Below are 25282 nucleotides of genomic sequence, written 5' to 3'. Positions count from 1 at the left end.
GCATTAAATCCATTTTTTTCTTCTAAAAAACAAGAGGACGATCACGGAGGAAAGTACCATTAAGAACAAAGATATCCAGAAGCCCCAGGGTTCATTGGTTGAGGGAATATGGGCATAATTCATACCGAAAATACCTGCAATAAGCGTTGGCGGCATAAAGATGATCGTCACAACCGTGAATATTTTGATCACCTGGCTTTGTTCAAGGTTGATCAAACCCATGAATGTATTTTGTAAATATTCCAGTCGCTCAAAATTGAAGGTGGTGTATTCCAATAGGGAGCTTATGTCTTTGAGGATAATCCTCAAATGCTCTTTGCGGTCTTCCGGAAAATACTGACTCCTCAAAATCCCGGAAAGTACGCGTTGCTTATCAATGCTGGTTTCGCGCAGCATCATGGTTATTTCCTGTAATCCACTGATTCGGATCAACACCTCCTGCCGTGCTTTTTGTTCATGGGTCAAATCCTTACTAATAGACGAAATGTCCCGCGAAATACCTTCCAATGAATCCGCATCCGCCTCGATCCGGGTTTCGAGTAAAAGGAGCATAAAATCCACTCCGCCCTGAATCGTTTCAGGACTGACCTTCATTTTTTTGACGGTATCCGCAAATGTTTTGGAATCTCCGCGTCGGTAGGTGAAGAGTACATTCTGATGCAGGATGAATGAAACCGGATACGTTTCATAGCCATCGCGATCGATTTTCAGAAAGTTGGAGTTGGCGTTAATAGTCTCATTTTGTTCGAAAAATCTGGAACTGCTTTCAATTTCCACAATTTCCTGAGGGGTTTGAAAACTGATATTGCATTTGTTTTCCACCCATTCTTCCTCCTCCGCGGTCGGAGACTGCAAATCGACCCAGACAAGGTTTTTTACCTTACCTAATTCGCGGAAATCATTCTCCCGCTTAATAATTCTGCCTTCTTTGTAGAATATACGAACCATGTCTTAAAGTTGGGAAAAAAGCGGGAAGGGGGAAAGTCGCATGTCGTATTTCTGCTTTTTTTGGAAGTAAATCGTATTTTTGCGCAATGCGAAGTACCGCTTCCCCCAGCATTTTTACGACCCAATTCTGGTTGCTGGGCCTCAGTTCGTTTCTCTTTTCGTCAAGTTTCAATATGCTTATTCCCGAGCTCCCGGGATACCTCTCAGAAATGGGAGGCGCAGAGTACAAAGGTGCAATCATTGGACTTTTCACATTAACCGCCGGATTATCACGCCCATTCAGCGGCAGACTCACCGACCGGATCGGCAGGGTTCCTGTTATGGCATTTGGCTCATTGGTTTGTTTCGTGTGCGGACTACTATATCCTATTTTCACCACAGTCATGCCGTTCTTGCTTTTACGATTAGTCCACGGATTTTCCACGGGGTTCAAGCCAACAGGTACCTCGGCATATGTAGCCGATATTGTCCCAGCGGACCGCAGGGGTGAGGCGATGGGCATTCATGGCATGTGTATGGGCGTGGGTTCAGCATTTGGGCCAGCAGTTGGGAGCATGATCAGCCAGGCGTTTTCTTTAAATGCGCTATTTTACACTTCCTCCATTTTTGCTTTACTTTCCATAGCCATTTTGTTGAATATGAAAGAAACGTTGAGGGAAAAACAGCCGCTATCAATAAAATCCTTTCAAATCACATGGCGGGATGTTTTCGAACCGGACGTTTTCAGTCCTGCATTGATCACATTCCTTTGCTATTTCAGTTTCGGCGCCGTGTCAACAATAACGCCAGATTTTAGTGAATACCTGGGATTGCAAAACCGTGGGTTCTATTTTATGGTGTTTACCCTTTTTTCAATTCTTGTCCGTTTGTTTGCAGGTAAAATTTCGGATAAACGCGGCCGCATTCCCGTAACCATTGTAGGGTGTATTATTTTAATTGCCGCAATGGTTATTACAGGTTATGCTAACACTGTTCCCCTTTTCTTAACCGGGGCTGCATTTTTTGGTATGGCAATGGGAATTCTATCGCCTGTAATTTCTGCCTGGACGGTTGATTTGAGCGGGGATCATAATCGGGGACGAGCGATTGCTACAATGTTTATTTGTCTGGAAGCGGGCATTGGGCTTGGGGCCTTTCTTTCTGCGGCATTGTTCGCAAATAATATCAAAAACCTTCCCCTGGTTTTCTTTTGCATGGCTGGTTTTGCATTGGCCGGTTTGGCTTATACGATAGTGATTTATCAATTAAAAAAGCGACGTGCCCGGGCAATTTAATAATACTTATCGGACATCGTGGCAGAACGAATGTCGTAATGGGGCAGTTTTACGACAGGATAGGCGGTGTGCACATCACTCATTGTCCTTCAGCATTCGAATAAAATCATCTTCATAGTCCTTAATTGCCTTCAGGATTTCCTGCAATTCCTTCTCTTCTGGCGTTCCTTTCTTTGCTCCAAAAATTTCGTCAGCCCTTTCCGATGCTTTTTCGTAGTCGCTTTCGTTTGTGATTTTCATTTCTTCAATCAGTTCTTAGGTTCAACAATAGAGTCAAAGTTAAATTAAATAAAAAAACCGGCCTTTTGAGCCGGTTCTTCGTTTAGGTTAAAAAGTAAATTGTTGGAATTAATATCCCGGATTTTGGGTCAATGTAGGTTTCCCGTCTAATTGGCTGTTCAAAATTTCATCCTGCGGAAGTGGATAATAAAGGTTTTTAGCAGTAAACGTTTTCCCCGCTTTATATCCTCTTTTGCTGAAAGTACGTCCAGAAGGTTCTTTTCCAGCGACTGCTTCTTCCGCATTGTATTTGTTAAGAACTTTTTCTGCGATTCCCCAGCGCACCAAATCAAAGAAACGGTGACCTTCCATTGCAAATTCTAATCTCTGCTCCATATGCGTGGCATTTCTCGCAAAATCGGCTCCTTTACTTGCAAAAGTTCCTACTGGATAAGGCTCAACTTTGTAAGTAACAGTCGGATCCTGAACAGAGCCTGTTTTGGCACGCAAACGGATTTGGTTTACATAACCTTCCGCAACTGCCAGATTGCCCAATTCAATTTCGCATTCAGCCAGCCATAACAACACGTGTGAAAGTTTGATCATACGGAAGTTGTTATTAACATTCCTTTTACTGGTGGAGTGCGTGGTGCTGTTTTCTTCTGCCAGATAGTACATCCACTTTTTACCAGTAAACGGACCTGCATAAGCCTGATCACGGATCCAGGCTGATCCAGGCATTGGACCCCAATCCAGGAAGTTTACACCACGACGTCCCACTGTCCAGTCAAGGCGTGGATCAACAGGAATTGTTTTATCCAATGTGAATGCCGCGGAAGAAACGATTCCCTGGTCATTTGGAAGGTCAACCTTATTGTAAGTGTCTAACGAACCGTCAACAGCCGTACCGATCATTGGCAGACCATTTTCTGTTTTGAATGCGTTCACAAGGTTGTGAGAAGCCTGGTAAAAACCGCAGCATCCGCGTCCCGGAGCACCGGCAGAATAGGGCCAGTTCAGGTTGTCACCCGCATTACCGTTATTTCCGTTTGTACCATCATTGACAGAGAACTGTACTTCGAAAATAGACTCACTGTTGTTATTTCCGGTTGTTCTGTAATTGTCATGATAATTGGCAACCAGTTTTTTGCCCGAATTTTTTACCACGTCGTCCAGCAATGCCTTGGCCTCGGCCCACTTTTTCTCAAACAGGAATGATTTCGCCAGGAACGATTTAGCAGCCCATTGAGTAGCTCTTCCTTTTTGAGCTTGTGTTACAGGCAAATTATCCGCAGCAAACTTGAAATCTGCTTCGATTTTAGGCCAGATATCTTCTGTATTCGGGATTTTGGTTGAATTTGGATCAGCAGCAACATAAACCGTTTCATCGATGTATGGAATTTTATTCCACATTTTTTTGGCTTCAAAGTGAAAGAAACCTCTTAGATAACGTGCTTCTGCAATCACCTGTGTTTTTTCAGCATCGGTCATATCCTTAACCAGCTCACCACTAACAATTTGGATTACTTCATTGCACCTTCCAACACCATCATATTGGTGCCACCATTTGCCCAGGAAGTAAGTATTGTCAGAAAGCCAGTTATACTGTTCAATGAACGATTGCTCAGGCTGATCACCCGCATCGGTCCCTTTCACTGCGTCATCGCTGGCAATTCCACCGAAAACATAATTCGAAACGGTCGACTGACGGCCGGTATTTCCGGATCCAACACCGTCAACCAGTGAGTAAGCACCGATTAGCAGTGCGTTCACACCATTTTTGTTACTCAATTGTTCCAAAGACGCGCGGCCTTGTGGCTTCAGATCGAAAAAGCTGTCAGAGCAGGAAAAGCTCAGTCCAATTAAGACGATTATTAAGGTTATTTTTTTCATTGTTGTTATATGAAATTTCGTGAATATCAGAGGATTAAAAACCAAAACGTAAACCGACAAGATATGATTTGGAAACTGGGTAAGCACCTTCGTCAACACCTAAGTGTTTGTCCTCGTTGTCATTACCAGATCTTCTCAGGTTAATGTCCGGATCAAGTCCTGTGTATTTGGTGAAAGTGAACAGATTTTGTCCCTGAATGTAGACTTGCGCTGAAGCAATCTTCACTTTTTTCAGGAGCACCGACGGCAATGTGTAAGTCAGCTGGATGTTTTTCACACGGAAATAGGATCCGTCTTCCAGGAAGTAAGAAGAAACCTGCTGACTGGTCGCATCACCTGAGTTAAGTCTTGGCAATTTGGCATCATCACCCGATTTTTTCCAGGAATTGTAAAGCATATCCTTGGAACGGTTGCCCTGGAACACATTGAAATCGGTCCAGTATCTTGTATAGTTGAAAATTTCGTTGCCCTGAACACCTTGTCCGAAGATAGTAAGGTCAAACGCTTTGTAACCAAGGTTCAGGTTAACACCATAGTTGAAGTCAGGGTGAGGGCTTCCGATAATCGTACGGTCAGCAGCGGTAATGATACCATCACCATTTACATCTCTGAATTTGAAAACACCTTCACGTGTATACGATCCGAATTTAGGCGCCGCATCGGCTTCTGCCTGATCTTTAATAACACCATCAACAAAGTAACCATAATAGCTGCCGATTGGGTAGCCTGCTTTTGAAGCAGACATGGCAGGAAGACGTGTGGAGAATCCAAAAATGGTCGAGTTAGGGTCATTGTTCAGTTTAACCACTTTGTTTTTGTAGTGACCAAAATTCACGCCAACTGTGTAGTAGAAATCTCCTTTTTTATCCCGGAAATTAAGACCGATGTCAAAACCTTTGTTGGTAACTTCACCAATATTGGTAAAAGGAATAGTACCGGTACCAGCAGTTCTTGGAATGGCGATCTGCGTTAACATGTCAGTCGTTTTACGATTGTACAAGTCAAGAACAAATTCCAGTTTGTTATTTAATAAAACCGCATCAAGACCAATGTTGGTAGAAGTATTGGTTTCCCATTTACCGTTTGCATTACCAAACTGTACAAGGTCAAATCCACCTACGATTGATGTTCCGGTACCATTGATATCGTAAGCATTGTTTTGTGGATCCGGGGCGTAAAGGGTATATGCATTGTAAACGTTCGGTATAAGCTGGTTACCTGTTTTACCCCATCCGAAACGAACTTTCAAATCGTCCAATACCTTTTTGGTTGGTTTCATGAAGTTCAATTCGGTCATACGCAAACCCAATGAGAATGCTGGGAAAATACCGTAACGGTTCGCTTCGGAGAAACGGGAAGATCCGTCGCGACGTAATGTAAAGTCAGCCAGGAACAAATCTTTGAAACCGTAGTTGACTTTACCAAACTGCGAAAATAATGCACTTCGTGTTGCTCCACCGCCTGCATTCGCCAAACCCGCCGCTGAACCTGCATCCAGGTAGCGGTAATCAAGGTCATCAAATGCAAAACCACTTCGGCTCGCCTGAAAGCCTGCAAAGTATGTCTTTACAGCCTCAGTACCAACTAACACGTTGAGGTTGTGGGCACCTATTATTTTCGAATAGTTCAAGGTATTGAACCAGGTAAAGGAGCGGTCCAAGTTGTTGATCACGTTCATGCTGTTTGCGTTTCTTGCCTCAGCGGCCTCAATATCCCTGTGGAAATATTCAGAACGGTTGGACTGGTTGTATTCAAGACCAAAGCTGGTACGTGCAACAAGGCCTGGTAAGATATCCACCTGTGCATACATGTTTCCGAATACGTGCGTCGCTCTTGTAATGTTGTCTTTTTCACGATACAAGCGCGCAAGCGGGTTAGGGGCATTTCCCAGGTTACTGCCGCGACTGCCTGCAAAACCATTGAATGCCGATGTATTGGTTCCGCCCAACGCAGCAGGGCCTCCGGTGATATCAAAAACAGGGATGATTGGGTGAACGCGGATCGCGAACATGATCGGGTTACTTTCGTCGTTGTTAGTGATACCCTGTCTTTCGTCATATGAAAACGTAAGGTTTTCTCCGACAGTTATTCTGCCTTTTGTAAATTCTGTATTAGCACGGATCGAGTACCTTTTGTATTTGGTGTATCTCAAAATACCGTCCTGCTTGAAATGGTTAGCCGAAATCGCATATTTGGCTGATTTTGAACCGCCTGTTGCGCCGATCTGATAGTTTGAAATCGGTGCCGGGTCGAAAATTACATCTTGCCAGTCAGTACCTTCCTTGTTAGCCTTTGTAATGTTGAATGCTGTTTTTCCAAGGGCTGGATCAGCAATGTCATTGGTGTAGGTATAATTAGAAGGAAGTTCACCATACACGTTTGGATAAATGTAATCCGCAACAGTCTGCTCACCATTTGGTCCGAACTTGTACTGCACCGATGGAGAAGTAACCGAAGGGGTTTTGCCTGCGCCAAGATCAGATTGGTAGAGATACTCCCCTAATTCTTTGGTATTCAACAAATCCAGCATTTTGCCAGGCCTTTGCGTACCTGTATAAAAATCAAAAGTAATGCTTGGCTCGCCCGGCTTTCCTTTTTTAGTTGTTATGATCACAACGCCGTTGGCAGCACGTGCACCATAAATAGATGCAGCAGATGCATCTTTCAGTACCTGCATAGATTCAATGTCGTTCGGGTTAAGCTGGTTCAGCGTTCCCTGAGTTGGAACTCCATCTATTACATAAAGCGGGCTATTATTGTTAATAGATCCAAAACCCCGGATACGTACCATGGTACCACCACCTGGTGAGTTATCATTTCCAACCGTTACGCCAGCTGCACGTCCCTGAAGCATTTGGGTAACGCTTGCCGCCGGTAACGCAGTGAGTTCTTTCGGGCTGATGACCGTTACGGCACCGGTAATGTCCTGCTTGCGCTGAGAAGCATAACCAGTTACAACCACCTCGGTCAAACTTTTAATGTCATCGACTAACGTAATGTCGATAACCGATTTTGACCCGATCACTACTTCTTGTTTGATATAACCAATAGAAGAGAATACAAGCGCAGCATCATTTCCTTTCGCCTCGATCGAGTAACGGCCGTCTGCATCTGTGACGGTTCCTGTGTTGGTACCTCTCAGCTGGACATTCACACCCGGGATGCCTGCCGCGTCTGCCGCTGAAGATACTTTACCGGTAACTTGTTTTTCCTGTGCATAGGAAGTGCTTGTACTCAGCACAGCCCACAGCAATAATGTTACGGAAGTCAAAAAGACTCGTAAATTTTGTTTCATAAAATAGGGAGTTAAAGTGTTAAGAATGTATTAGTAATTATCAATATAATATCAAAAATACAAATTGCAGGGATAATACCGTACAGTGAAGAGCATTTTGGAGATATTTATTATAATGAACAAAGCGTTACTTGTCAAAAATTTCTCGTTAATGTGCAAATTGGGAACGATTGCACATATGGCGGATGTCTTGTTATACTGCAATAAAAAACCTGCATAATTCTCGCATGGATTCACTCAAATTTAATGCAACTCAACTCCTAAATTTGTGGTTAGCTATTAAATGAAGCTTTTATCTGGTAAGCAATTAATCCAAATTTTGCCTTGGAACATTTGAATGCAACTGAACTTGCGGGTCAGGATTTAATAGAAGTGGAGGGTGCCCGTGAGCATAATCTGAAAAATATCGACGTCAATATTCCGCGTAATAAATTGGTGGTTGTGACGGGAATTAGTGGGAGTGGGAAGTCCTCGCTGGCATTTGACACAATTTATGCAGAAGGCCAGCGTCGCTACATGGAAAGCTTTTCTTCCTACGCCAGAGGCTTTATCGGTGAAATGGAAAGGCCGGATGTAGACAAGATTAGCGGTCTCTCACCGGTAATTAGCATTGAGCAAAAAACAACTTCCCGTAACCCTCGCTCCACAGTTGGCACTGTAACTGAGATATATGACTTTCTGCGGCTGCTTTATGCCCGTGCAGGCGAGGCTTACTCTTATGTGACGGGCCGGAGAATGATCAAGCAATCCCAGGACCAGATCGTCAACCAGCTTCTTTCCCAATTTTTAAAACAAAAAATTTCGTTGCTTGCCCCGGTTGTAAAGGGACGGAAAGGACATTACCGTGAGCTGTTTGTGCAGATAACGCGTATGGGCTATACGAAGGTACGGATCGATGGAGAGGTGCAGGAAATTACCGCCAAAATGCAGCTCGACCGGTATAAGGTGCACGACATTGAAATTGTGATTGATCGTGTTATTCCAAAGAAAGAGGAAGAGGATTCACAATCCCGGTACAGGTTGAGCCAATCTGTGGCCACGGCGATCAAGCAGGGCAAGGGTGCGCTAATGGTTTTGGATGAGAAAGGAGAAACGTACTATTTTTCTCAAAATCTGATGGATCCCGAGTCAGGCATCAGCTATGATGATCCGGCGCCTAATGCATTTTCATTCAACTCACCCTATGGATGGTGCCCTACCTGCCAGGGACTTGGTATGATTGAAGAAATCACAGAGGAATCTATCATGCCCGACAAATCGCTGAGCATTAGCCGAGGAGGCATTGCGCCAATGGGCGAATACCGGGAAGCATGGATATTCAAGCAGCTGGAAGTGCTGCTCAAACCATTTAAAATAACACTTCAGACATCGCTGGATAAGTTTCCTGAGGAAGCTATCAAGCTAGTATTATATGGAAGTGAGGATGCGGTTGCGGTTCCTTCCAAAAAATATCCTGGAACGGAATGGGAAACCAAATTCGATGGCATTATCAATTTCCTCAAAAGACAACAGGAGTCGGGCAATGACAAAATTCAGGATTGGTTAAAGGATTTTATGGTTACCCAAACCTGTCCGGAATGTAATGGCAAAAGGTTAAAAAAGGAATCGTTACACTTCAAAATTGATCAAAAAGACATTTCTGAATTGTCTGACAGCGATATACGTGTGCTGGCGGATTGGCTGGTTAACCTGGAAGACAGACTGGAAGAAAGGCAACGAGTGATCGGACACGAGGTACTGAAGGAGATACGGAAAAGGGTAGGCTTTTTACTGGATGTAGGATTAGACTATCTGACATTAAACCGGGCATTGCGTACGCTCTCAGGTGGAGAAGCACAACGGATCAGGCTGGCAACGCAGATTGGTACGCAGCTCACCGGCGTACTGTACATTATGGACGAGCCGAGCATTGGGTTGCATCAGCGCGATAATGTCAGGTTAATCAATTCATTAAAAAGTTTGCGGGATCTTGGCAACACCGTTCTGGTGGTTGAGCATGATAAAGATATGATGCTCGCTTCCGACTATATCCTGGACATCGGTCCTGGTGCGGGCAGGCACGGCGGCAACGTTGTGGGTGCTGGTTCACCGGAAGTTTTCTTGAAAAACGGGTCACTAACTGCGGAATATCTGAGCGGACGAGAATCCATTGAAGTTCCAAAAAAGCGCAGAAAAGGGAATGGAAACACGATTACGCTAAAAGGTTGTACGGGACATAATTTGAAAAATGTGAACATGTCGTTTCCATTGGGTACCATGATATGTGTTACTGGTGTAAGCGGAAGTGGCAAATCTTCATTGATCCACGAGACATTGTTTCCGTTGCTGAACCACTATTTTTATAAATCAAGACGAGAACCCCTTCCATACAAATCCATAGAGGGGCTGGAACATATCGACAAAGTGATCGAGGTGGACCAGACACCAATTGGCCGGACGCCCCGCTCCAATCCGGCTACTTACACCAATTTGTTTACAGATATCCGGTCACTTTTTGCCGAATTACCGGAAGCCAAAATACGCGGCTACAAACCAGGCCGATTCTCTTTCAATGTAAAAGGCGGACGTTGCGAAGATTGCGAAGGCGCAGGGATGAAAAAGATAGAAATGGATTTCCTTCCGGATGTTCACATCAATTGCGAGACCTGTAAAGGAAAACGCTTCAACAGGGAAACATTGGAAGTGCGGTTTAAAGGAAAATCGATTGCCGATATCCTGGATATGACCGTGGAAACTGCGCTGGATTTCTTTGAAAATCAGCCAAGGCTTTTAAGAAAAGTGCAGACGTTGAATGACGTCGGCTTGGGCTACATTACATTAGGCCAGCATGCTACCACACTTTCTGGAGGCGAGGCCCAAAGGGTAAAGTTATCGGAGGAACTGTCCAAACGGGATACCGGTAAAACCCTTTACATTCTGGACGAACCCACCACAGGGCTACATTTCCAGGATATTCGACATTTGTTGCATGTTTTAAATAAGCTGGTCGAAAAAGGCAATACGGTGGTAATCATCGAGCATAACCTGGATGTGATTAAAGTGGCGGATTACATCATAGACGTAGGTCCCGAAGGCGGCGCGAAAGGAGGCCGCATCATTGCAGAAGGCACGCCAGAGAAAGTTGCAAAAGTAAAGGGCAGCTTTACCGGGCACTTTTTGGCAGAGGAACTGAAATGAGTAGTGTTAGGAACCCTCACATCCATTTACTCAAAAACTGACTGAAATTTTCTTTATACTGATCGCTTACCGGAATGGTAATGCTGCCGATCTGAATTGTATTTCTGGTAACAGCGCCTATTTTGTCCAGGTTTACTATAAAAGAACGATGGACGCGCATGAATTTGGAAGAAGGCAATTTTTCTTCCAGTGCTTTCAGGCTGGTCAGCGACAGAATCGGTTTGGGGTCCGATTTAAGATGCACTTTCACATAATCTTTGAGGCCCTCGGTATATAAAATGTCATCGTATGCAATCCTTACGAGCTGATACTCGACTTTTAAGAACAGATATTCATCTTTATTGTCCGTATTTGATGCAGCGGAGGCTTTTTGTAATAATTCGACATAAGCCTGCGCTTTCGATGCAGCTCGCAGGAACTCTTCATAATTAAACGGTTTCAGGAGATAGTCAATAGCGTCTACACGAAAACCGTCCAAGGCATACTGGTTGAAAGCGGTTGTAAATATAATTCTCGGAGCACGGGTCCCGGCTTTTTCAAGTACTCGGGCGAGTTCAATGCCAGTCAGGTCAGGCATTTGAATATCAAGAAAAATGACGTCAACATGCTTGTTGTTAATCGCCTGCAATGCTTCTACGGCACTCGAATATCTGCCTGAAAGATTTAGGAAAGGGGTTTTTTCAATAAATGCGCAGACAAGTCCCAGGGCAAGGGGTTCATCATCAACAGCAATGCACTCTAATGCATTCATGCAGTTTCCAGTTCAAGGTGTACTTCGAATTCCTTTTCTTCCTTATTCTCAGTCACTTCTAGCTGGTATTTCCCCGGATAGAGCAAATCGAGTCGGCGCTGGGTATTGGCAAGACCAATTCCATTGCTGTCATCCAGTGTAGCTCTCTTATCGGTAAATAAAGTATTTCTTACTTCAACAAAAATCTTATGTCCCTGCTGACGGATCTGAATGTCGATCCGGCTGGGCTGAACGGCACTTACGCCGTGTTTGAATGCATTTTCAATGAATGGTAGAAAAAGCATTGGTGCAATGGATACATCCTGCAGGGGACTTGGCGGATCCAGGTGTACAGTCACTTTATCTGTCAACCGAAGCTGCATGAGTTGAATGTAATCTTGAGCAAAAGCAATTTCCTGACTTAATAACACGGTACCATGCTGTGTTTCGTAAAGCACATAACGCATCATTCGTGACAATTTATGTAGCGCTTCCCTCGCCGCCTCCACATCAATGACCGTTAATGCATAAATATTATTAAGAGTATTAAAAAAGAAATGGGGATTAATTTGCGCTTTGAGAAATGAAAGCTCGGAATTAATCTTTTCTTTTTCCAAGTTTTGCCTGTACGTTTTATCCAATTGGGCATTCCGCACAGCTGCGACGCTAGTACTTAGCCCGACGATCATTAATGCTGTTAGCAAAGCGAAATTATCCAGCTTATCTGAATGTTTTTTCTCGCCGTTGGCTTCTCTTGCCATGCGGAAAGCACGATCCATTTGCTCTCCGTGGTTAATAAAAATCTTCACCTGTTCCATCAATACCGCGAGGGCAACAACGGATACAATATTTAATATGATGAATTTGAAATAGCGATTTTTGGCAAGATACCTTGGGAACCAGATGTAGTAATTAAGATAAAATATAAAAACCAGTAGTGCCAATAACACAACCTGCTTGATCCAAAAAGAAACCGGGAATACAATCTGCCAGCTCAATGGTTGCCACATCAGGAACAGGGCCAGAAAGCTCCATCCTAAAAGGTGTAAGAACAACGGCGGGTATTTTCGTGCAGCACGCGTATCCATTTAGAAATTAGTTAGTTTGATATGCGTATAAACGCAATATTACAATTACAATCTTACAGGTAAATTATCAAAACACCTACTGCAATCGATCAATATAGCCGAAATGCCGACCGATTGAGCGAGACAATCTATCAATGCAAAATCCAATAGTTGTACAAACAGAATATTAGGAAATTCTACTGGGCATGGGATTTGTAAATGCATTAAAGACAGGCATTTGCGTGGGCGCAAGCCAATTTGATCGTGTGAAACGGGCCATTTGTCGGCACTTCCCCCCATTTTCATCTATTCCCTTTTTATTACAATTTAATTGGTAGTTATTTTGAAACTCGAAAAATACATTAATTGACAACCCAACCATGAAACTTAGTTTACATTTAGCACTTCTGACAATTTTATCGGCGAGCACATTGACGGCCTTTGCCCAGTTTCCTGGCGGCGGTGGCGGAGGAGGAGGAAGACCTGGCGGCGGGGGCGGTGACTTTCAGCGCGGAGGCGACAGGCAACGTCAAACTGTTATACCTGGCACGGCAGAAGACACACCAAAAGGAACTGGTAAGATTAAGGGTATCCTGATAGATTCATTAAGTAAGAAGCCTGTGGAGTTTGCAGCTTTGGCGCTTGTTGATATCAAAACAAATACACCTATTGACGGAACTACAACCGATGAGAAGGGGGAATTTGCTATGACAAAAGTAGCTTCGGGGAATTTTAAGATCCTGATTTCATTCATTGGATATAAAACCAAAACAATTAAAGACGTCAAAATCGACCGTCGTACCGAGCTCGATCTGGGTTCTATTTCACTTGGCCCTGACGTTGTGCAATTGAATGAGGTGGAAGTAGTAGGAATGGCCCAATTAATTGAAGAAAAAGTCGACAGGCTTGTTTACAATGCTGAAAAGGATATTACCAGCAGAGGAGGAGACGCCTCGGACGTGATGAAAAAGGTTCCGATGCTGACGGTGGACTTGGACGGTAACGTATCCCTAAGAGGAAGTTCTAATGTAAGGGTTTTGATCAATAACAAACCTTCAACCATCATTGCTACGAGTGTAGCAGATGCGTTAAAGCAAATTCCTGCTGATATGATTAAATCTGTGGAGGTCATTACTTCACCGTCTGCAAAATATGATGCAGAAGGCTCTGCGGGTATCATCAATATTGTTACAAAGAAGAGCACCATTCAGGGAGGAACATTAAACCTTGATACGGGTATTGGTAACAGGGGATCTAACCTGGGGCTCAGAGGAAATTATAGGTCTGGAAAAATGGGTTTCAGTCTTGGGGGATTCGGACGATTTAATTACAACCAACCTGGAAAATCTGAAAACCTTCAGGTAGGTAAAGTGGACCAATTCTCGATCAGACAAACCAGCAAATCCAATAATAAAATGGCATTTGGATCTTACAATTTCGGTTGGGATTATGAAATCGATTCAAAAACATCTCTTTCAGCGAATGTGAGATATGGGATGAGAAATATGCGGAACGCACAGGAGTTGTCTACATTCAATACGCAGAGTAATGGGGTTACCACAAATAGTTTCAGGGATGTTAATACAAAAGACCTTTCAGGAACATGGGATGTTAATGTGGATTATATTAAAACATTAGCTAAGCCGCAACAGGAACTGAGTATTTCAACGCAGTATAGCCGGAACAACCGTACCAATGATTTTGATGCCGACATATTTGCATTAACAACCACCCAAATTGGAGAGCTTTTGGGATCACAGGGAAATAACAATCGTAGTCACAACCAGGAAAGCACTGTACAGCTTGATTATCAGACACCTGTAAAAGAAAATCAATTGATTGAAATTGGAGGAAAAGGTATTTTTCGCCAGGTAGTCAGCAATTTCGACTACTATAACACAATTGCGACTCCGCAGTCGGCAAGTAGCTTGAACTATGATCAGAACGTGGCTGCGGGATATTTTTCTTATACCTATACATCTAAAAGTAGATTTACGGTGAAGGCTGGCTCACGTTATGAATATACTAGCATTGACGCGACACAAGGAGAACAGGGAAAGTTGAACATTCCAGCATATAGCAATCTGGTGCCCAGCCTTAACCTTTCGCAAACTTTTGGAAAAGGACAAACTGTAAAGCTGGGTTATAACCGTCGTCTACAACGCCCGGGTATTCAATTCCTGAACCCGAACATTAATCAGGCAAACCCTCAGAATATTACTGTTGGTAACCCTGAATTGAGACCAGAGCTAACTGACCAGGTTGAATTGGGGACCAGTTTTTTTAAGAACTCATTATATATCAACGTTTCCACATTTGCCAGGTTTACCAACAATTCTATCGAAAGCATCAGAACTCCAAATGAGCAAGGTGTGATTACGACTACTTATGGAAACATTGGGTCGAAGAAAAACTATGGTGTGAACGTTTTTGGAAACATGACATTCTTCAAGAGATGGCAGATTGGTGGAGGAGTTGACGCGTATTACGCCAATTTATCGAACAATAGCCCGAATATTTCCCTTCAGTCATCCAATAGCGGGGTCGTTGTAAGCGGACGTGTTAGGACTAGTCTTAACATTAAAAATGGCTGGGGGTTGCAGGCAGGTGGATTCATGAGAGGTAAGGAAGTGCAGTTGCAGGGAACACAAGCAGGTTTCCGAATGTATGACTTTGGAATCAAGAAAGATTTTACCAACAAGCGTGGTAGCATTGGCTTCGGAATGGAAAACTTCCTGGCACCTTCTTTCAAAATGAGAACGAGTCTTGAATCCCGGACTTTCACTCAGGAGAATACCAATTACTTATTCAACCGAGGATTCAGGGTTAACTTTTCGTACCGTCTGGGCAAAATGACGTTTGTGGAACAAAAATCCCGCCGGAAGAAATCAGTGAATAACGATGACCAGAAAAGTGATGGCGGAGGTATGGATGGCGGAGGCGGAGGTGCTACACAGAATGCAACTACTCCTGCCGTGACTGTTCCAACAATCAGACAACAAGGTGCAGGTGCTCCTGGCGGAAGACCACAGGGAGCAATGAAGCCTCTTGGTGCAGACAGTACCGCAAGGCCAACTGGACAGGGCATGCCAATGCGGTCTGGTATGAGACCAGATTCGACAATGAGAACGCCTAGCAACATGCAGGTAAAACCTGATTCACTACGTCCAGATTCAACAGCAAAACCGATGTTAATGCCTGTGGATTCAACGGTAAAGCCAATAATAATGCCTGCGGATTCCACCGTAAAGCCTGATAGTATTGCGAGACCAGCACTTCCGATTACTCCAATGAAGCAGGATTCCAGTGCCATTCCTACGAGACCAGCAACGCCTGCTGATTCGCTTCCTAAAAAGGATTGACGCTCTTATTATAAAAGCCAAGGCCCAAATCTGTCGTAGATTTGGGCCTTGGCTTTTTACTGGCTATAATGTTATGTACTTACATTCTGCTGTTTGATTTCTGCGAGAATCCTGTCCGCGCCAGCTTCCAGTAACTCGTCAGCCAATGCAGTTCCCAATTCTTCCGGAAATGCATGCGAACCACTTTGAATTTTTCTAATCAATTCTCTTCCGTCGAGACTAACAATGCCGCCCAAAATGTCAATGCTGTCTTCATGCAAAGTGGCCAGTGCAAAAACCGGAATGCTGCAGCCTCCCTGAAGCCGTTTTAGAAATGCTCTTTCAGTGAGCAGACAGGTTTCGGTATGTTCATGATTAAGCAGCGCTTTAATCAAACTCTTTTTCTTTTCTGCCAGAGAAACGGCACATTCTATCGCAATGCTTCCCTGGCCAACAGCTGGCGTAAATTCATCCAGCAATAAATGTTCAGCGATCTTATCATCATATTCCATGCGGTGCACACCTGCATAAGCGAGCAACAGCGCGTCACATTGTCCACTTTCGAGTTTCCTAAGCCGCGTTTGCAGATTTCCCCTCATATCCACTGTTCTAATGTGCGGGTAAAAATGCTTCAAAAGGGCAATGCGACGGGTTGAAGAGGTGCCTACTGTAAATAATTTGCCGCTTTTTAAAGATAGATCGAGGTCGTGGCTTACCAATACGTCGTTGGCTTTCTCGCGCTCAGTAAAAGCGATAAGTTCAAATGCTTCATCCAGCTGCGATTGGAGGTCCTTGGCGCTGTGGACGGCAATATCAATGCTGCCGTTTCTCAGCTGATCTTCCAGCTCTTCTGTAAAAACACCTTTACTACCTATCTTAGAAAGCGATCGATCAAGGATTTTATCGCCTTTTGTTTCAATGGTAACTATTTGGGTTTCTACGCCACCTTGGTTCAAAAGACTTTCAATGTAATGCGCCTGCCAGAGTGCCAGCTTGCTTCCTCGCGTCCCTATTTTTATATGCATGACTTGGATAATGTCTATTTTCAAACCCCAACAGTATCGCCTTCGTCGGTAACGATCTTATCTTCAATGTAACTAATGATTAGCGAAGCAATGTCAATGCCACTGATTTCTTCAATACCTCTTAAACCAGGCGACGAATTTACCTCCATGACCAACGGCCCTCTGTGAGATTGGAGCATATCGACGCCAGCAATTTTAACGCCAAGTGCCTTGGCTGCAGCAATGGCTGTATGCTCTTCTTCCGGCGACAATTCGATCATGCGGCCCTCGCCCCCGCGGTGCAGGTTCGATCTGAAATCACCTTCGGCACCCTGGCGCTTCATCGCTGCAATCACTTTATTTCCAATCACAAAAGCGCGGATATCGGCGCCCTTGGATTCAGCAATGTATTCCTGGATCAGAAAATTAGCCCTTAACCCATAAAAAGCTTCAATGGTGGATTTGGCGGCCTTTATTGTTTCGGCCAGAACCACACCTACGCCCTGAGTTCCTTCCAGCAATTTGATAATCACAGGCGGGCCGCCGACCAAATGGATCAATTCATTCACCTGGTCAGGGTTTTTGGCAAACACTGTTTTTGGAATATCAACTCCGGATTTAGCCAGAACTTGCATACTTCTCAATTTGTCACGCGAACGAAGGATGGCTTGTGATTTAACAGTAGTGAAAATCTTCATTAATTCAAGCTGACGTACAACAGCACAGCCAAATGCACTCACTGAGGTCCCGATTCTTGGGATAGCAGCATCAATGTCAGGGATACTCTTCCCTTTGTAGATAATAGCGGGCTTGCCACCCTCGATCATCACGAAGCATTTAACATGATCAATAACCACTGCCTGATGTCCTTTTTGCTTGATTGCCTCTACCAATCGCCTTGTGGAATACAGTTTGGGATTGGTTGATAATACGGCGATTTTCATAGAATGTTGATAAAATAAAATATGGGTCTTTCCGGGTTTACTTACCTTTTACCTTGGAACGTATAGCTCCGGATGATCGCTTGGCGTGTGACAAATTTTTTTGGGATACATCCACGATAAACCTGTTTTTTAACAATTTCCGACCGAGTAAGATAGGGTAACTCATTTTGCCTCGGTTAGCCAAGGAAAATTCGGTACGAATCTTTTTGCCAAACAATGTGATACGCGTTTTAATGACATACCTCTTTTCGTCTATTCCTGACGAGTTTCGTATGGTAGTTTCCTTAAACTCTGTCACGACATACGAATGTTGCGGGGCGCCTTTTTTAGTATCCAGATCAAAATGCAGACTTGTTTTTTCTCCGTCTTTAATGAGCCGCACCCGGGAACAATGGATGGCAGAAGTAGCGGCGCCGGAATCGATGCGGACGGGGACTTTAAACCAACCCAATTCCGGTAAATCCACAATATCAGTCGCCCCGATCACTTGCAGGGAATTTTTCATTTGCGCTGAAAAAAGAGGCCAAATGTTAGGGATAGATCCAGGAAAACCATTTTCGCTCTTACATTTCTTTCAATATGGTAGCAGGCCACATTGACTTCTTCAACCATTTTTTCCATCGCATCGAAATTGACCGTTTTAGAGAAATTCTGAACGAAAGTAAGTTCTTCATCCGGGACACGCAACAGTTCCCCTGCTCCGTTGCTCCATACCAACATGTCGCGAAAAAGCCTTAACGCATATTCCAATACTCCTTTCTGTTTTTCTTTACTCATAACGTCATAGTTATCAGCAAGTTTAACCAAATGTGAAATGTCGTATTTGTAACAAGAGCGCATCCAGGCCGCAAACCATCCCGAACGGTCACCTTCGGTTTCATGAACCAGCTTTAACGCTTCCGACAAATTCCCATCTGACAAATAGGCAATCTGGCTGGCTGTACTTACACTTACCTGGTGCTCATTGAGAAAATGGCGAACGTCTTTATCCAAAAAGGCGGAAACGGTAACGCGTTGCGTCCTGGAAATAATGGTGGTGAGTAACTTATCAGACTGATCGCTTACCAGTAAAAAGAGGGTTTTTTCCGGAGGCTCTTCCAATATTTTAAGAATGGCATTTGATGAAGAAGCGTTCATAATATCCGGTTTCCAGATGAGCAGGATCTTGTATTCTCCTTCATAGGATTTAACGGACAATTTTTTCAAAATCCCTCGCGCTTCTTCCACAGAAATATTTCCCTGTTTGTTTTCTGCGCCGATATGATCAAGCCAGTCAGGCAACACACGATATGGACTTTCGAGGACAAATGAGCGCCATAATGGAAGAAAGGCTTCGCTGGTTTTTCCGTCTATTTTTTTGGAAGTGGCAACGGGAAAGATAAAATGAAGGTCCGGGTGGATCAGTTTTGCCATTTTGCTGCATGATGCACATACACCGCACGCATCGTCGTCACGTCTATTTTCGCAATTGATATAGGTCGCAAATGCGAGTGCCAGCGCCAGCCCACCACCACCCGTTGGATAGTCAAAAAGCAATGCGTGCGCTAAATGACTTTGCTGCACGGAGCGTTTTAGCGTGTCTTTGATGTGATCAAGTCCCGGAATATCTTTGAAAAGCACGATGATTTGATTTATTGTCAGGCTTCGATTAACGTTGCAGTTGGGTTTCTTCAAACACATTACGAAGTATATCCTCTTCGGCTCCCCCAAAGGTAACGCCTCGTCGGTTAACAGTATCTTTTGCAACCTCGAGCGCCTTTTGGAAACGATATTCGGTAATTCCTTCTGCGGCCCCTCCCCACGAAAAAGATGGAATGTGTTTGTTCTGGAAACCGGCGCCAAACACGTTCACACTTACGCCCACAACACTTCCCGTATTGAACATCGTGGAAATACCTGCTTTTGAAAAATCGCCCATGATCAGTCCGCAAAAAAGCAATCCCGTATCCGCCAACGAGTTAGTGAAGTAGCTATGCAGTTTTACCAGGCTATGGTCATTCTTGAGATTGGAATTGTTAGTATTAGCACCCAAATTACACCATTCGCCAATGACTGAATTGCCCAAGTATCCGTCGTGTCCTTTATTACTATAACCAAAAAATACGCAATTGCTCACTTCTCCGCCCACCTTGCAAAAAGGTCCGATCGTTGTATTTGGACGAATCTTGGTTCCTTGAGCCAAAACTGAACTTTCTCCAATGGCAAAAGGGCCTTGAATTAAGGAGCCTTCCTGTATAAATGCGTTACAGCCAATGTAGATCGGGCCATTTTCTGCATTTAGAACAGAAGCTTTGATTACAGCGCCCTCTTCGATGAAAATCTGGTCGGGATTATAACAATGTGTGAAAGGATCCGAAATGGGCAGGGAGCTTTTACTGGCAGTAATTCTTTCAAAATCAGCCTTAATCTGTGCTCCATTGAAAGAGAAAATATCCCACACATTCCTGATCAGCGTGAGATTCCCGGTATAGGTCGCTAAATCAATACCATTTACACCTTTGGCCGCATTCCAGAATACATCTGTTCTGACAGCAAGGATCTCATTTTTCTCAGAAATCAAGCCCGATCTTGGTGCCAGTCTATTCAGCTCCTGTACGATTTCTGCATTGGGGCATAAAGCACCATTGATAAAAAGGGGATCTTCAGAAATTTTGGCTGGAAATTTTGAGCTTAGGTATGTTTCAGTCTGAAAAGAGACAGTCGTTTGCAACGCTTCTTCCCATTTTTGGGAAATGGTTCTGATCCCGCAACGGATCGCAGCGATCGGTCTGGTATATGTTAAGGGTAAAAGCTGGACGCGAAGTATTGGGTCGTCGAACAGGACTATATCAGGCATAATTCAATCAAGTACGTGCCTTCAAAGTTCGGTCATTTTATTGGTTAGGACAAAAAAAGAAGCAGTCTCAGGCATATTGCCATAAGACTGCTTTGCATTTTCTTTCTGCTGAAAAAAGCGAAATGTTAAAAGCTATTAGCTGACAACTGACTCTGCTTCTTTGTTTCCATAACGTTTTCTAAACTTATCAACACGTCCAGCAGTATCAACTAAGACGTTTTTACCAGTATAAAATGGATGTGATTGAGAAGACACTTCAACTTTATATACCGGATAAGATTTGCCGTCTTCCCAGGTAATGTTTTCAGATGTCTCTATCGTAGAACGGGTTATGAATTTGAAATCGCTTGATAGATCCCAGAAAACCACTTCTCTATATTTGGGATGAATATCTTTTTTCATTGGTATATAATATTATTTGTTCGATACAATTCTCAAAAAGGATTGCAAAAGTAAAAATTCTTCTTTTGTAAACCAAGTATTGAAACGGTATCTTTTTTAATATTAATGCAATAGGTCAAAACCGGGCTAAACTTCACTGAGCTGCTGCTTGAGAACTTCTATCCCTCTTTTTGCTTCTTTTTCAAAGTCGGTGTATACAAAGCATTCTATGGAAAGACCACCCTTATAATTGATCTTTTTCAAGGCACTCAGGTAAGGCCTGAAATCGTCTCCCTTTACGCCCGGAGGAGTACGACTTTCCTTTTCTGCAATGTGGCAATGGACAATGTGCTTGCCATACTTCACAATTTCGGTCGCAGGCTCATCCTCTTTCAGCATGTGATAGATGTCGCATAATAGCTTGATGGAAGGACTTTTCACAGCATCCACTATTTCAACTCCCTCAGACAAGCTATTAATAAAATTGGTTTCTCCCCTATTTAACGGCTCCACAGCAATAGTTACCCCATATTTCTCCGCCAGAGGCGCCATTTTTTTGGTCAGCTCAATGTGTTGTGCTTTTGCAACAGCCCTGTCAAAACCATCCGGAATGATGCGTGATGTACCACTTCCAAAAACAACATATTGAGATCCGCATTCTTTTGCCCTTTTCAAAACAAGCTCAGTCCGCTGCAAAATAGCTTCATGATTTGCATCAGGCCCTAATGTTTTAAGACTCCCGGGAAGAAGTATCACATAAGATTTGATTGGGAAGTTTTCGGATTTGAGCTGACGAAGATTTTTTTCATACTGTTCGTCCCCATCTGGTGGTATCAAAAAGCCAGCTACGGACTCTTCTATATAGGTACATCCGGATTCTTTCAGGAAGTTGGCTTTGCTATAACCTGCGTAAACACCAAGTGGAATAGAATATAGGGGTTTAGCCACTCCAAATGCCAGCGTTTCGGTCAATGCAGAGCCTGCTGCTAGTCCTGCGATAATGCCGGAGCTTCTCTTCATGAAAGTTCGCCTGTCTTGTTGCTTGATTTTGTAGTTCATATTAATGACTGATTATTCTTAATGTTTCAACTTTTGTAAAGAAAAAATGCTGACCGAAAAATAAAAGTTTACAAATTTATTTTTCCTTAAATGTGAATTTTTGGTATAATTATCTGACAATCAAATCTAATTTTAGATTAGTGGTCCGCATATTTAGCTATTCTACTAAAAAAAGTTTACAAATTTTTGAATAAATAAAAATAGATTTTTTTTTATAGAATCTCTTCATTTGTCTTTTTCTCTAAATCACTAATTATAAGATTCTTAACGATTTCTTAACCTCAATCACCTTTAATAAATCAATTTTCGATATCAAATGCGGGTTGTGAATCTGGTTATTTTAATGTTATTTCAAGAGATTTTAAACAAATCAGCTCCGAATAAAACTTCAAGTATTAACATCACTCACTTCCTAAAAACCAACATATTTTTATGTCAATGTACGTAATAAAGCGTGACGGTCGCCGCGAATCTGTGAAATTCGATAAAGTGACAGCCCGCATTGAAAAGCTCAGCTATGGCCTGGACACAAATTACATTCAGCCCATAGAAGTAGCCAAAAAAGTCGTCTCCGGAATATATGATGGGGTTACCACTGCCGAGCTGGACAACCTTGCTGCTGAAACCGCCGCTTCCATGACGACCAAGCACCCCGATTACGCTATTCTGGCGGCTCGTGTGGCAATCTCAAACCTTCAAAAAAATACATTGAAGTCGTTTTCGGCAACAATGAAACGTCTTTATACCTATATAGACTCTAAAACAGGTGAAAATGCCTCTTTGATCGCAAAGAATGTATATGAGGTAATCCGTCAGAATGCTTCTCTATTTGACTCAACCATCATTTACGATCGTGATTACGCATATGACTATTTTGGCTATAAAACACTGGAAAAGTCGTATTTACTGAAAGTTGACGGAAAAATTGTTGAACGTCCGCAGCATATGCTGATGAGGGTTGCTGTTGGTATTCATCAGGAGGATATCCAGTCTGCTATTGAAACCTACCATTTACTTTCTGAAAAGTGGTTTACGCACGCTACCCCTACTTTATTTAATGCAGGAACACCAAAACCTCAGATGTCATCCTGCTTCTTGTTGACCATGAAGGAAGACAGCATCAACGGCATTTATGATACCCTTAAAAATTGTGCACTAATATCTCAGTCCGCAGGTGGGATCGGGTTAAGCATTCATGATGTGCGGGCTACGGGTACATATATTAAGGGAACAAATGGACAATCCAATGGTATCGTTCCTATGCTTCGTGTATTTAATGATACTGCAAGGTATGTGGATCAGGGAGGTGGTAAACGTAAAGGTTCGTTTGCTATATATATGGAACCCTGGCATGCCGATATTTTTGATTTCCTTGATCTAAAGAAAAATCACGGAAAAGAGGAGCAACGTGCGCGCGATCTTTTCTATGCATTGTGGATTCCCGATCTGTTTATGAAACGCGTTGAGGCGAATGATACCTGGTCATTATTCTGTCCGCACGAATGCCCAGGACTTTCGGATACCCATAGCGGAGAGTTTGAGAGATTGTATGAGCAATATGAATTGGAAGGCAAAGCCCGCAAAACAATTAAGGCTCAGGATCTGTGGTTTGCGATCATGGAATCCCAGATTGAAACAGGCACACCATATATGTTGTATAAGGACCATGCAAACAGTAAATCGAATCAGCAAAATCTGGGTACGATAAAGTCGTCCAATTTGTGCACCGAAATTATTGAATATACTGCTCCCGACGAAGTTGCTGTGTGTAACCTGGCGTCCATTGCATTACCCAAGTTTGTAGAGCAAGGCACAGACGGTTTTATGCGCTTTGATCACAAAAGGTTATATGAAATCACAAAAGTGATTGCGAGGAACCTGAACAAAATTATCGACCTCAATTATTACCCTGTTCCAGAAGCTGAAAAAAGCAATAAAAGACACAGGCCGATCGGAATTGGAGTGCAGGGACTTGCTGATGCATTTTGTATGATGCGCATGCCTTTTGATTCAGACGAAGCCCGTCAGTTAAATAAGGATGTTTTTGAGACCATTTATTTCGGAGCCATGGAAGCGTCCATGGAACTTGCGACGCAACTTGGGCCATACGAAAGCTGGTCAGGTAGTCCGGTTTCGAAAGGAGTATTCCAGTTTGATATGTGGGGAGTTACACCTGAAAGTGGTCGTTGGAATTGGGAGAAACTGAGAAAGGACGTGGTTAAGTACGGTGTCCGCAATTCCTTGCTGCTTGCACCGATGCCAACTGCTTCCACAAGCCAGATTTTGGGCAACAATGAATGTTTCGAACCATTTACTTCTAATATATATGTAAGAAGGGTTCTTTCAGGGGAATTTGTCGTGGTTAATAAATATTTGCTTAAAGATCTTGTGAGGCTTGGACTTTGGAATGAGGAGATGAAAAACAATCTGGTGCGTGCAAGTGGATCAGTACAGCCAATTCCGAACATCCCTCAGAATATCAAAGATTTGTACAAAACAGCCTGGGAAATAAAGCAGCGCAGCTTACTGGATATGTCTGCTGATCGCGGGGCATATATCTGCCAATCCCAATCGCTGAATATCTTTATGGAGGAAGCAAATTTTGGCAAATTAACGTCGATGCATTTCTATGCATGGAAGAAGGGCCTTAAAACAGGCATGTACTACTTACGCACCCGAGCAGCTTCTGACCCAGTACAATTTACGGTTGGCAAGCAGGCCGAAGTTCAATTGGAGCCCGCAACAGTTGTTATAGCCGAAAAGGAGTTGAATTACACACAGTATGCGGAGGAGCACGCGAAGCCAGCGATTCCTCGTGACAGTCGTTCTGATATGCAATGCTCACTGGATGATCCGGAAGGGTGTGAAGCTTGCGGGAGTTGATTATATTAGCAAAAATGAAGGGGACGGCGCACATTGTTATGCGCCGTTTTTTATTTCTAAAAACTTTAAAATTTATTTTTTTGGTAATCAATTAGTTGCGACACTTTTTGGAAGTATCTCTCAAAATATTTCCGTTTTGTATTTGGAGAATAGGAAATAAGGTGGCACTTTTGCACTCCCAATCTGGGAGAAAGGTTTTGCAGACGGCAAAACGACTGGTCTGAGCAAGCT

The 25282-nt window shown here is 43.3% G+C and carries 17 protein-coding genes; 4 read left to right on the top strand and 13 right to left on the bottom strand.

All coding sequences use genetic code 11. From position 1 onward, the window contains the following. Positions 1-3 precede the first annotated feature (3 nt). A complete protein-coding gene (gene corA, locus FHS68_RS21600) occupies positions 4-948 on the bottom strand; it encodes a magnesium/cobalt transporter CorA (protein WP_167274806.1) in 945 nt (314 codons plus the stop codon). A gap of 86 nt (positions 949-1034) precedes the next feature. On the opposite strand from corA, the gene FHS68_RS21595 reads away from it, so the two are divergent. Beyond that, a complete protein-coding gene (locus tag FHS68_RS21595) occupies positions 1035-2222 on the top strand; it encodes an MFS transporter (RefSeq protein ID WP_167274804.1) in 1188 nt (395 codons plus the stop codon). A 75-nt stretch (positions 2223-2297) separates the two neighbouring features. Here FHS68_RS21595 and FHS68_RS21590 read toward each other — a convergent pair whose 3' ends face one another. The 3 genes from FHS68_RS21590 to FHS68_RS21580 form a co-directional block, all read right to left on the bottom strand. Then, positions 2298-2462, bottom strand: coding sequence for a hypothetical protein (locus FHS68_RS21590; protein WP_167274801.1), 165 nt, complete (start codon positions 2460-2462; stop codon positions 2298-2300). Positions 2463-2570: 108 nt separating this feature from the next. Continuing rightward, complete coding sequence (locus FHS68_RS21585) at positions 2571-4334, bottom strand: RagB/SusD family nutrient uptake outer membrane protein (RefSeq protein WP_167274799.1); 1764 nt, start codon at positions 4332-4334, stop codon at positions 2571-2573. A 34-nt stretch (positions 4335-4368) separates the two neighbouring features. After that, positions 4369-7629 (bottom strand): SusC/RagA family TonB-linked outer membrane protein, encoded by a 3261-nt coding sequence (locus tag FHS68_RS21580; protein ID WP_167274796.1) that lies wholly within the window; start codon positions 7627-7629, stop codon positions 4369-4371. A gap of 324 nt (positions 7630-7953) precedes the next feature. Here FHS68_RS21580 and uvrA point away from each other — a divergent pair, with 324 nt between their 5' ends. Next, positions 7954-10806 carry an excinuclease ABC subunit UvrA gene (gene uvrA, locus FHS68_RS21575; protein WP_167274793.1) on the top strand — a complete coding sequence of 951 codons (2853 nt, stop codon included), beginning with the start codon at positions 7954-7956 and terminating at the stop codon, positions 10804-10806. A 16-nt stretch (positions 10807-10822) separates the two neighbouring features. Here uvrA and FHS68_RS21570 read toward each other — a convergent pair whose 3' ends face one another. Together FHS68_RS21570 and FHS68_RS21565 are read right to left on the bottom strand one after the other, a co-directional pair. After that, positions 10823-11557, bottom strand: a complete 735-nt coding sequence (locus tag FHS68_RS21570; RefSeq protein WP_167274791.1) for a LytR/AlgR family response regulator transcription factor — start codon at positions 11555-11557, stop codon at positions 10823-10825. Beyond that, a complete protein-coding gene (locus FHS68_RS21565; RefSeq protein ID WP_167274788.1) occupies positions 11554-12624 on the bottom strand; it encodes a sensor histidine kinase in 1071 nt (356 codons plus the stop codon). The genes FHS68_RS21570 and FHS68_RS21565 overlap by 4 nt, the downstream gene beginning before the upstream one ends. A gap of 359 nt (positions 12625-12983) precedes the next feature. On the opposite strand from FHS68_RS21565, the gene FHS68_RS21560 reads away from it, so the two are divergent. Next, on the top strand, positions 12984-15965 hold the full coding sequence (locus FHS68_RS21560; RefSeq protein ID WP_167274785.1) for a TonB-dependent receptor: 2982 nt from the start codon (positions 12984-12986) through the stop codon (positions 15963-15965). Between the two features lie 71 nt (positions 15966-16036). On the opposite strand, the gene hemC is transcribed toward FHS68_RS21560, so the two are convergent. The 7 genes from hemC to FHS68_RS21525 all read right to left on the bottom strand — a co-directional run bounded on the left by hemC (position 16037) and on the right by FHS68_RS21525 (position 22168). Further along, positions 16037-16969, bottom strand: coding sequence for a hydroxymethylbilane synthase (hemC, locus tag FHS68_RS21555; protein ID WP_167274782.1), 933 nt, complete (start codon positions 16967-16969; stop codon positions 16037-16039). 20 nt (positions 16970-16989) lie between these two features. Then, positions 16990-17892, bottom strand: a complete 903-nt coding sequence (gene rimK / locus FHS68_RS21550; protein WP_167274780.1) for a 30S ribosomal protein S6--L-glutamate ligase — start codon at positions 17890-17892, stop codon at positions 16990-16992. Positions 17893-17929: 37 nt separating this feature from the next. Continuing rightward, on the bottom strand, positions 17930-18397 hold the full coding sequence (locus FHS68_RS21545; RefSeq protein WP_167274777.1) for an ATP-dependent zinc protease family protein: 468 nt from the start codon (positions 18395-18397) through the stop codon (positions 17930-17932). Then, a complete protein-coding gene (locus tag FHS68_RS21540; RefSeq protein WP_167274775.1) occupies positions 18394-19512 on the bottom strand; it encodes a DNA polymerase III subunit in 1119 nt (372 codons plus the stop codon). The genes FHS68_RS21545 and FHS68_RS21540 overlap by 4 nt, the downstream gene beginning before the upstream one ends. 28 nt (positions 19513-19540) lie before the next feature. Next, positions 19541-20728, bottom strand: a complete 1188-nt coding sequence (locus tag FHS68_RS21535; protein ID WP_167274772.1) for a putative sugar nucleotidyl transferase — start codon at positions 20726-20728, stop codon at positions 19541-19543. A 135-nt stretch (positions 20729-20863) separates the two neighbouring features. Continuing rightward, positions 20864-21130, bottom strand: coding sequence for a type B 50S ribosomal protein L31 (locus FHS68_RS21530; RefSeq protein ID WP_167274769.1), 267 nt, complete (start codon positions 21128-21130; stop codon positions 20864-20866). Positions 21131-21256: 126 nt separating this feature from the next. Further along, entirely contained in the window at positions 21257-22168 is a 912-nt protein-coding gene (locus tag FHS68_RS21525; protein ID WP_167274767.1) for a sugar phosphate isomerase/epimerase family protein, read from the bottom strand. 438 nt (positions 22169-22606) lie between these two features. Between FHS68_RS21525 and FHS68_RS21520 the strand changes: the two genes are divergently transcribed. Continuing rightward, complete coding sequence (locus tag FHS68_RS21520) at positions 22607-25051, top strand: ribonucleoside-diphosphate reductase subunit alpha (RefSeq protein WP_167275813.1); 2445 nt, start codon at positions 22607-22609, stop codon at positions 25049-25051. The last annotated feature ends 231 nt before the right edge of the window (positions 25052-25282 follow it).

The sequence above is a fragment of the Dyadobacter arcticus genome, assembly GCF_011762185.1.
GTDB classification, from domain to species: Bacteria; Bacteroidota; Bacteroidia; order Cytophagales; family Spirosomataceae; genus Dyadobacter; species Dyadobacter arcticus.
This window is presented reverse-complemented; position numbering and strand designations above follow the sequence as displayed.

Bases quoted from the DNA above. Each gene is read 5' to 3' on its own strand.
- corA (WP_167274806.1), bottom strand. From the start codon at position 948: ATGGTTCGTATATTCTACAAAGAAGGCAGAATTATTAAGCGGGAGAAT.
- FHS68_RS21595 (WP_167274804.1), top strand. From the start codon at position 1,035: ATGCGAAGTACCGCTTCCCCCAGCATTTTTACGACCCAATTCTGGTTG.
- FHS68_RS21590 (WP_167274801.1), bottom strand. From the start codon at position 2,462: ATGAAAATCACAAACGAAAGCGACTACGAAAAAGCATCGGAAAGGGCT.
- FHS68_RS21585 (WP_167274799.1), bottom strand. From the start codon at position 4,334: ATGAAAAAAATAACCTTAATAATCGTCTTAATTGGACTGAGCTTTTCC.
- FHS68_RS21580 (WP_167274796.1), bottom strand. From the start codon at position 7,629: ATGAAACAAAATTTACGAGTCTTTTTGACTTCCGTAACATTATTGCTG.
- FHS68_RS21570 (WP_167274791.1), bottom strand. From the start codon at position 11,557: ATGAATGCATTAGAGTGCATTGCTGTTGATGATGAACCCCTTGCCCTG.
- FHS68_RS21565 (WP_167274788.1), bottom strand. From the start codon at position 12,624: ATGGATACGCGTGCTGCACGAAAATACCCGCCGTTGTTCTTACACCTT.
- FHS68_RS21560 (WP_167274785.1), top strand. From the start codon at position 12,984: ATGAAACTTAGTTTACATTTAGCACTTCTGACAATTTTATCGGCGAGC.
- hemC (WP_167274782.1), bottom strand. From the start codon at position 16,969: ATGCATATAAAAATAGGGACGCGAGGAAGCAAGCTGGCACTCTGGCAG.
- rimK (WP_167274780.1), bottom strand. From the start codon at position 17,892: ATGAAAATCGCCGTATTATCAACCAATCCCAAACTGTATTCCACAAGG.
- FHS68_RS21545 (WP_167274777.1), bottom strand. From the start codon at position 18,397: ATGAAAAATTCCCTGCAAGTGATCGGGGCGACTGATATTGTGGATTTA.
- FHS68_RS21535 (WP_167274772.1), bottom strand. From the start codon at position 20,728: ATGCCTGATATAGTCCTGTTCGACGACCCAATACTTCGCGTCCAGCTT.
- FHS68_RS21530 (WP_167274769.1), bottom strand. From the start codon at position 21,130: ATGAAAAAAGATATTCATCCCAAATATAGAGAAGTGGTTTTCTGGGAT.
- FHS68_RS21525 (WP_167274767.1), bottom strand. From the start codon at position 22,168: ATGAACTACAAAATCAAGCAACAAGACAGGCGAACTTTCATGAAGAGA.
- FHS68_RS21520 (WP_167275813.1), top strand. From the start codon at position 22,607: ATGTACGTAATAAAGCGTGACGGTCGCCGCGAATCTGTGAAATTCGAT.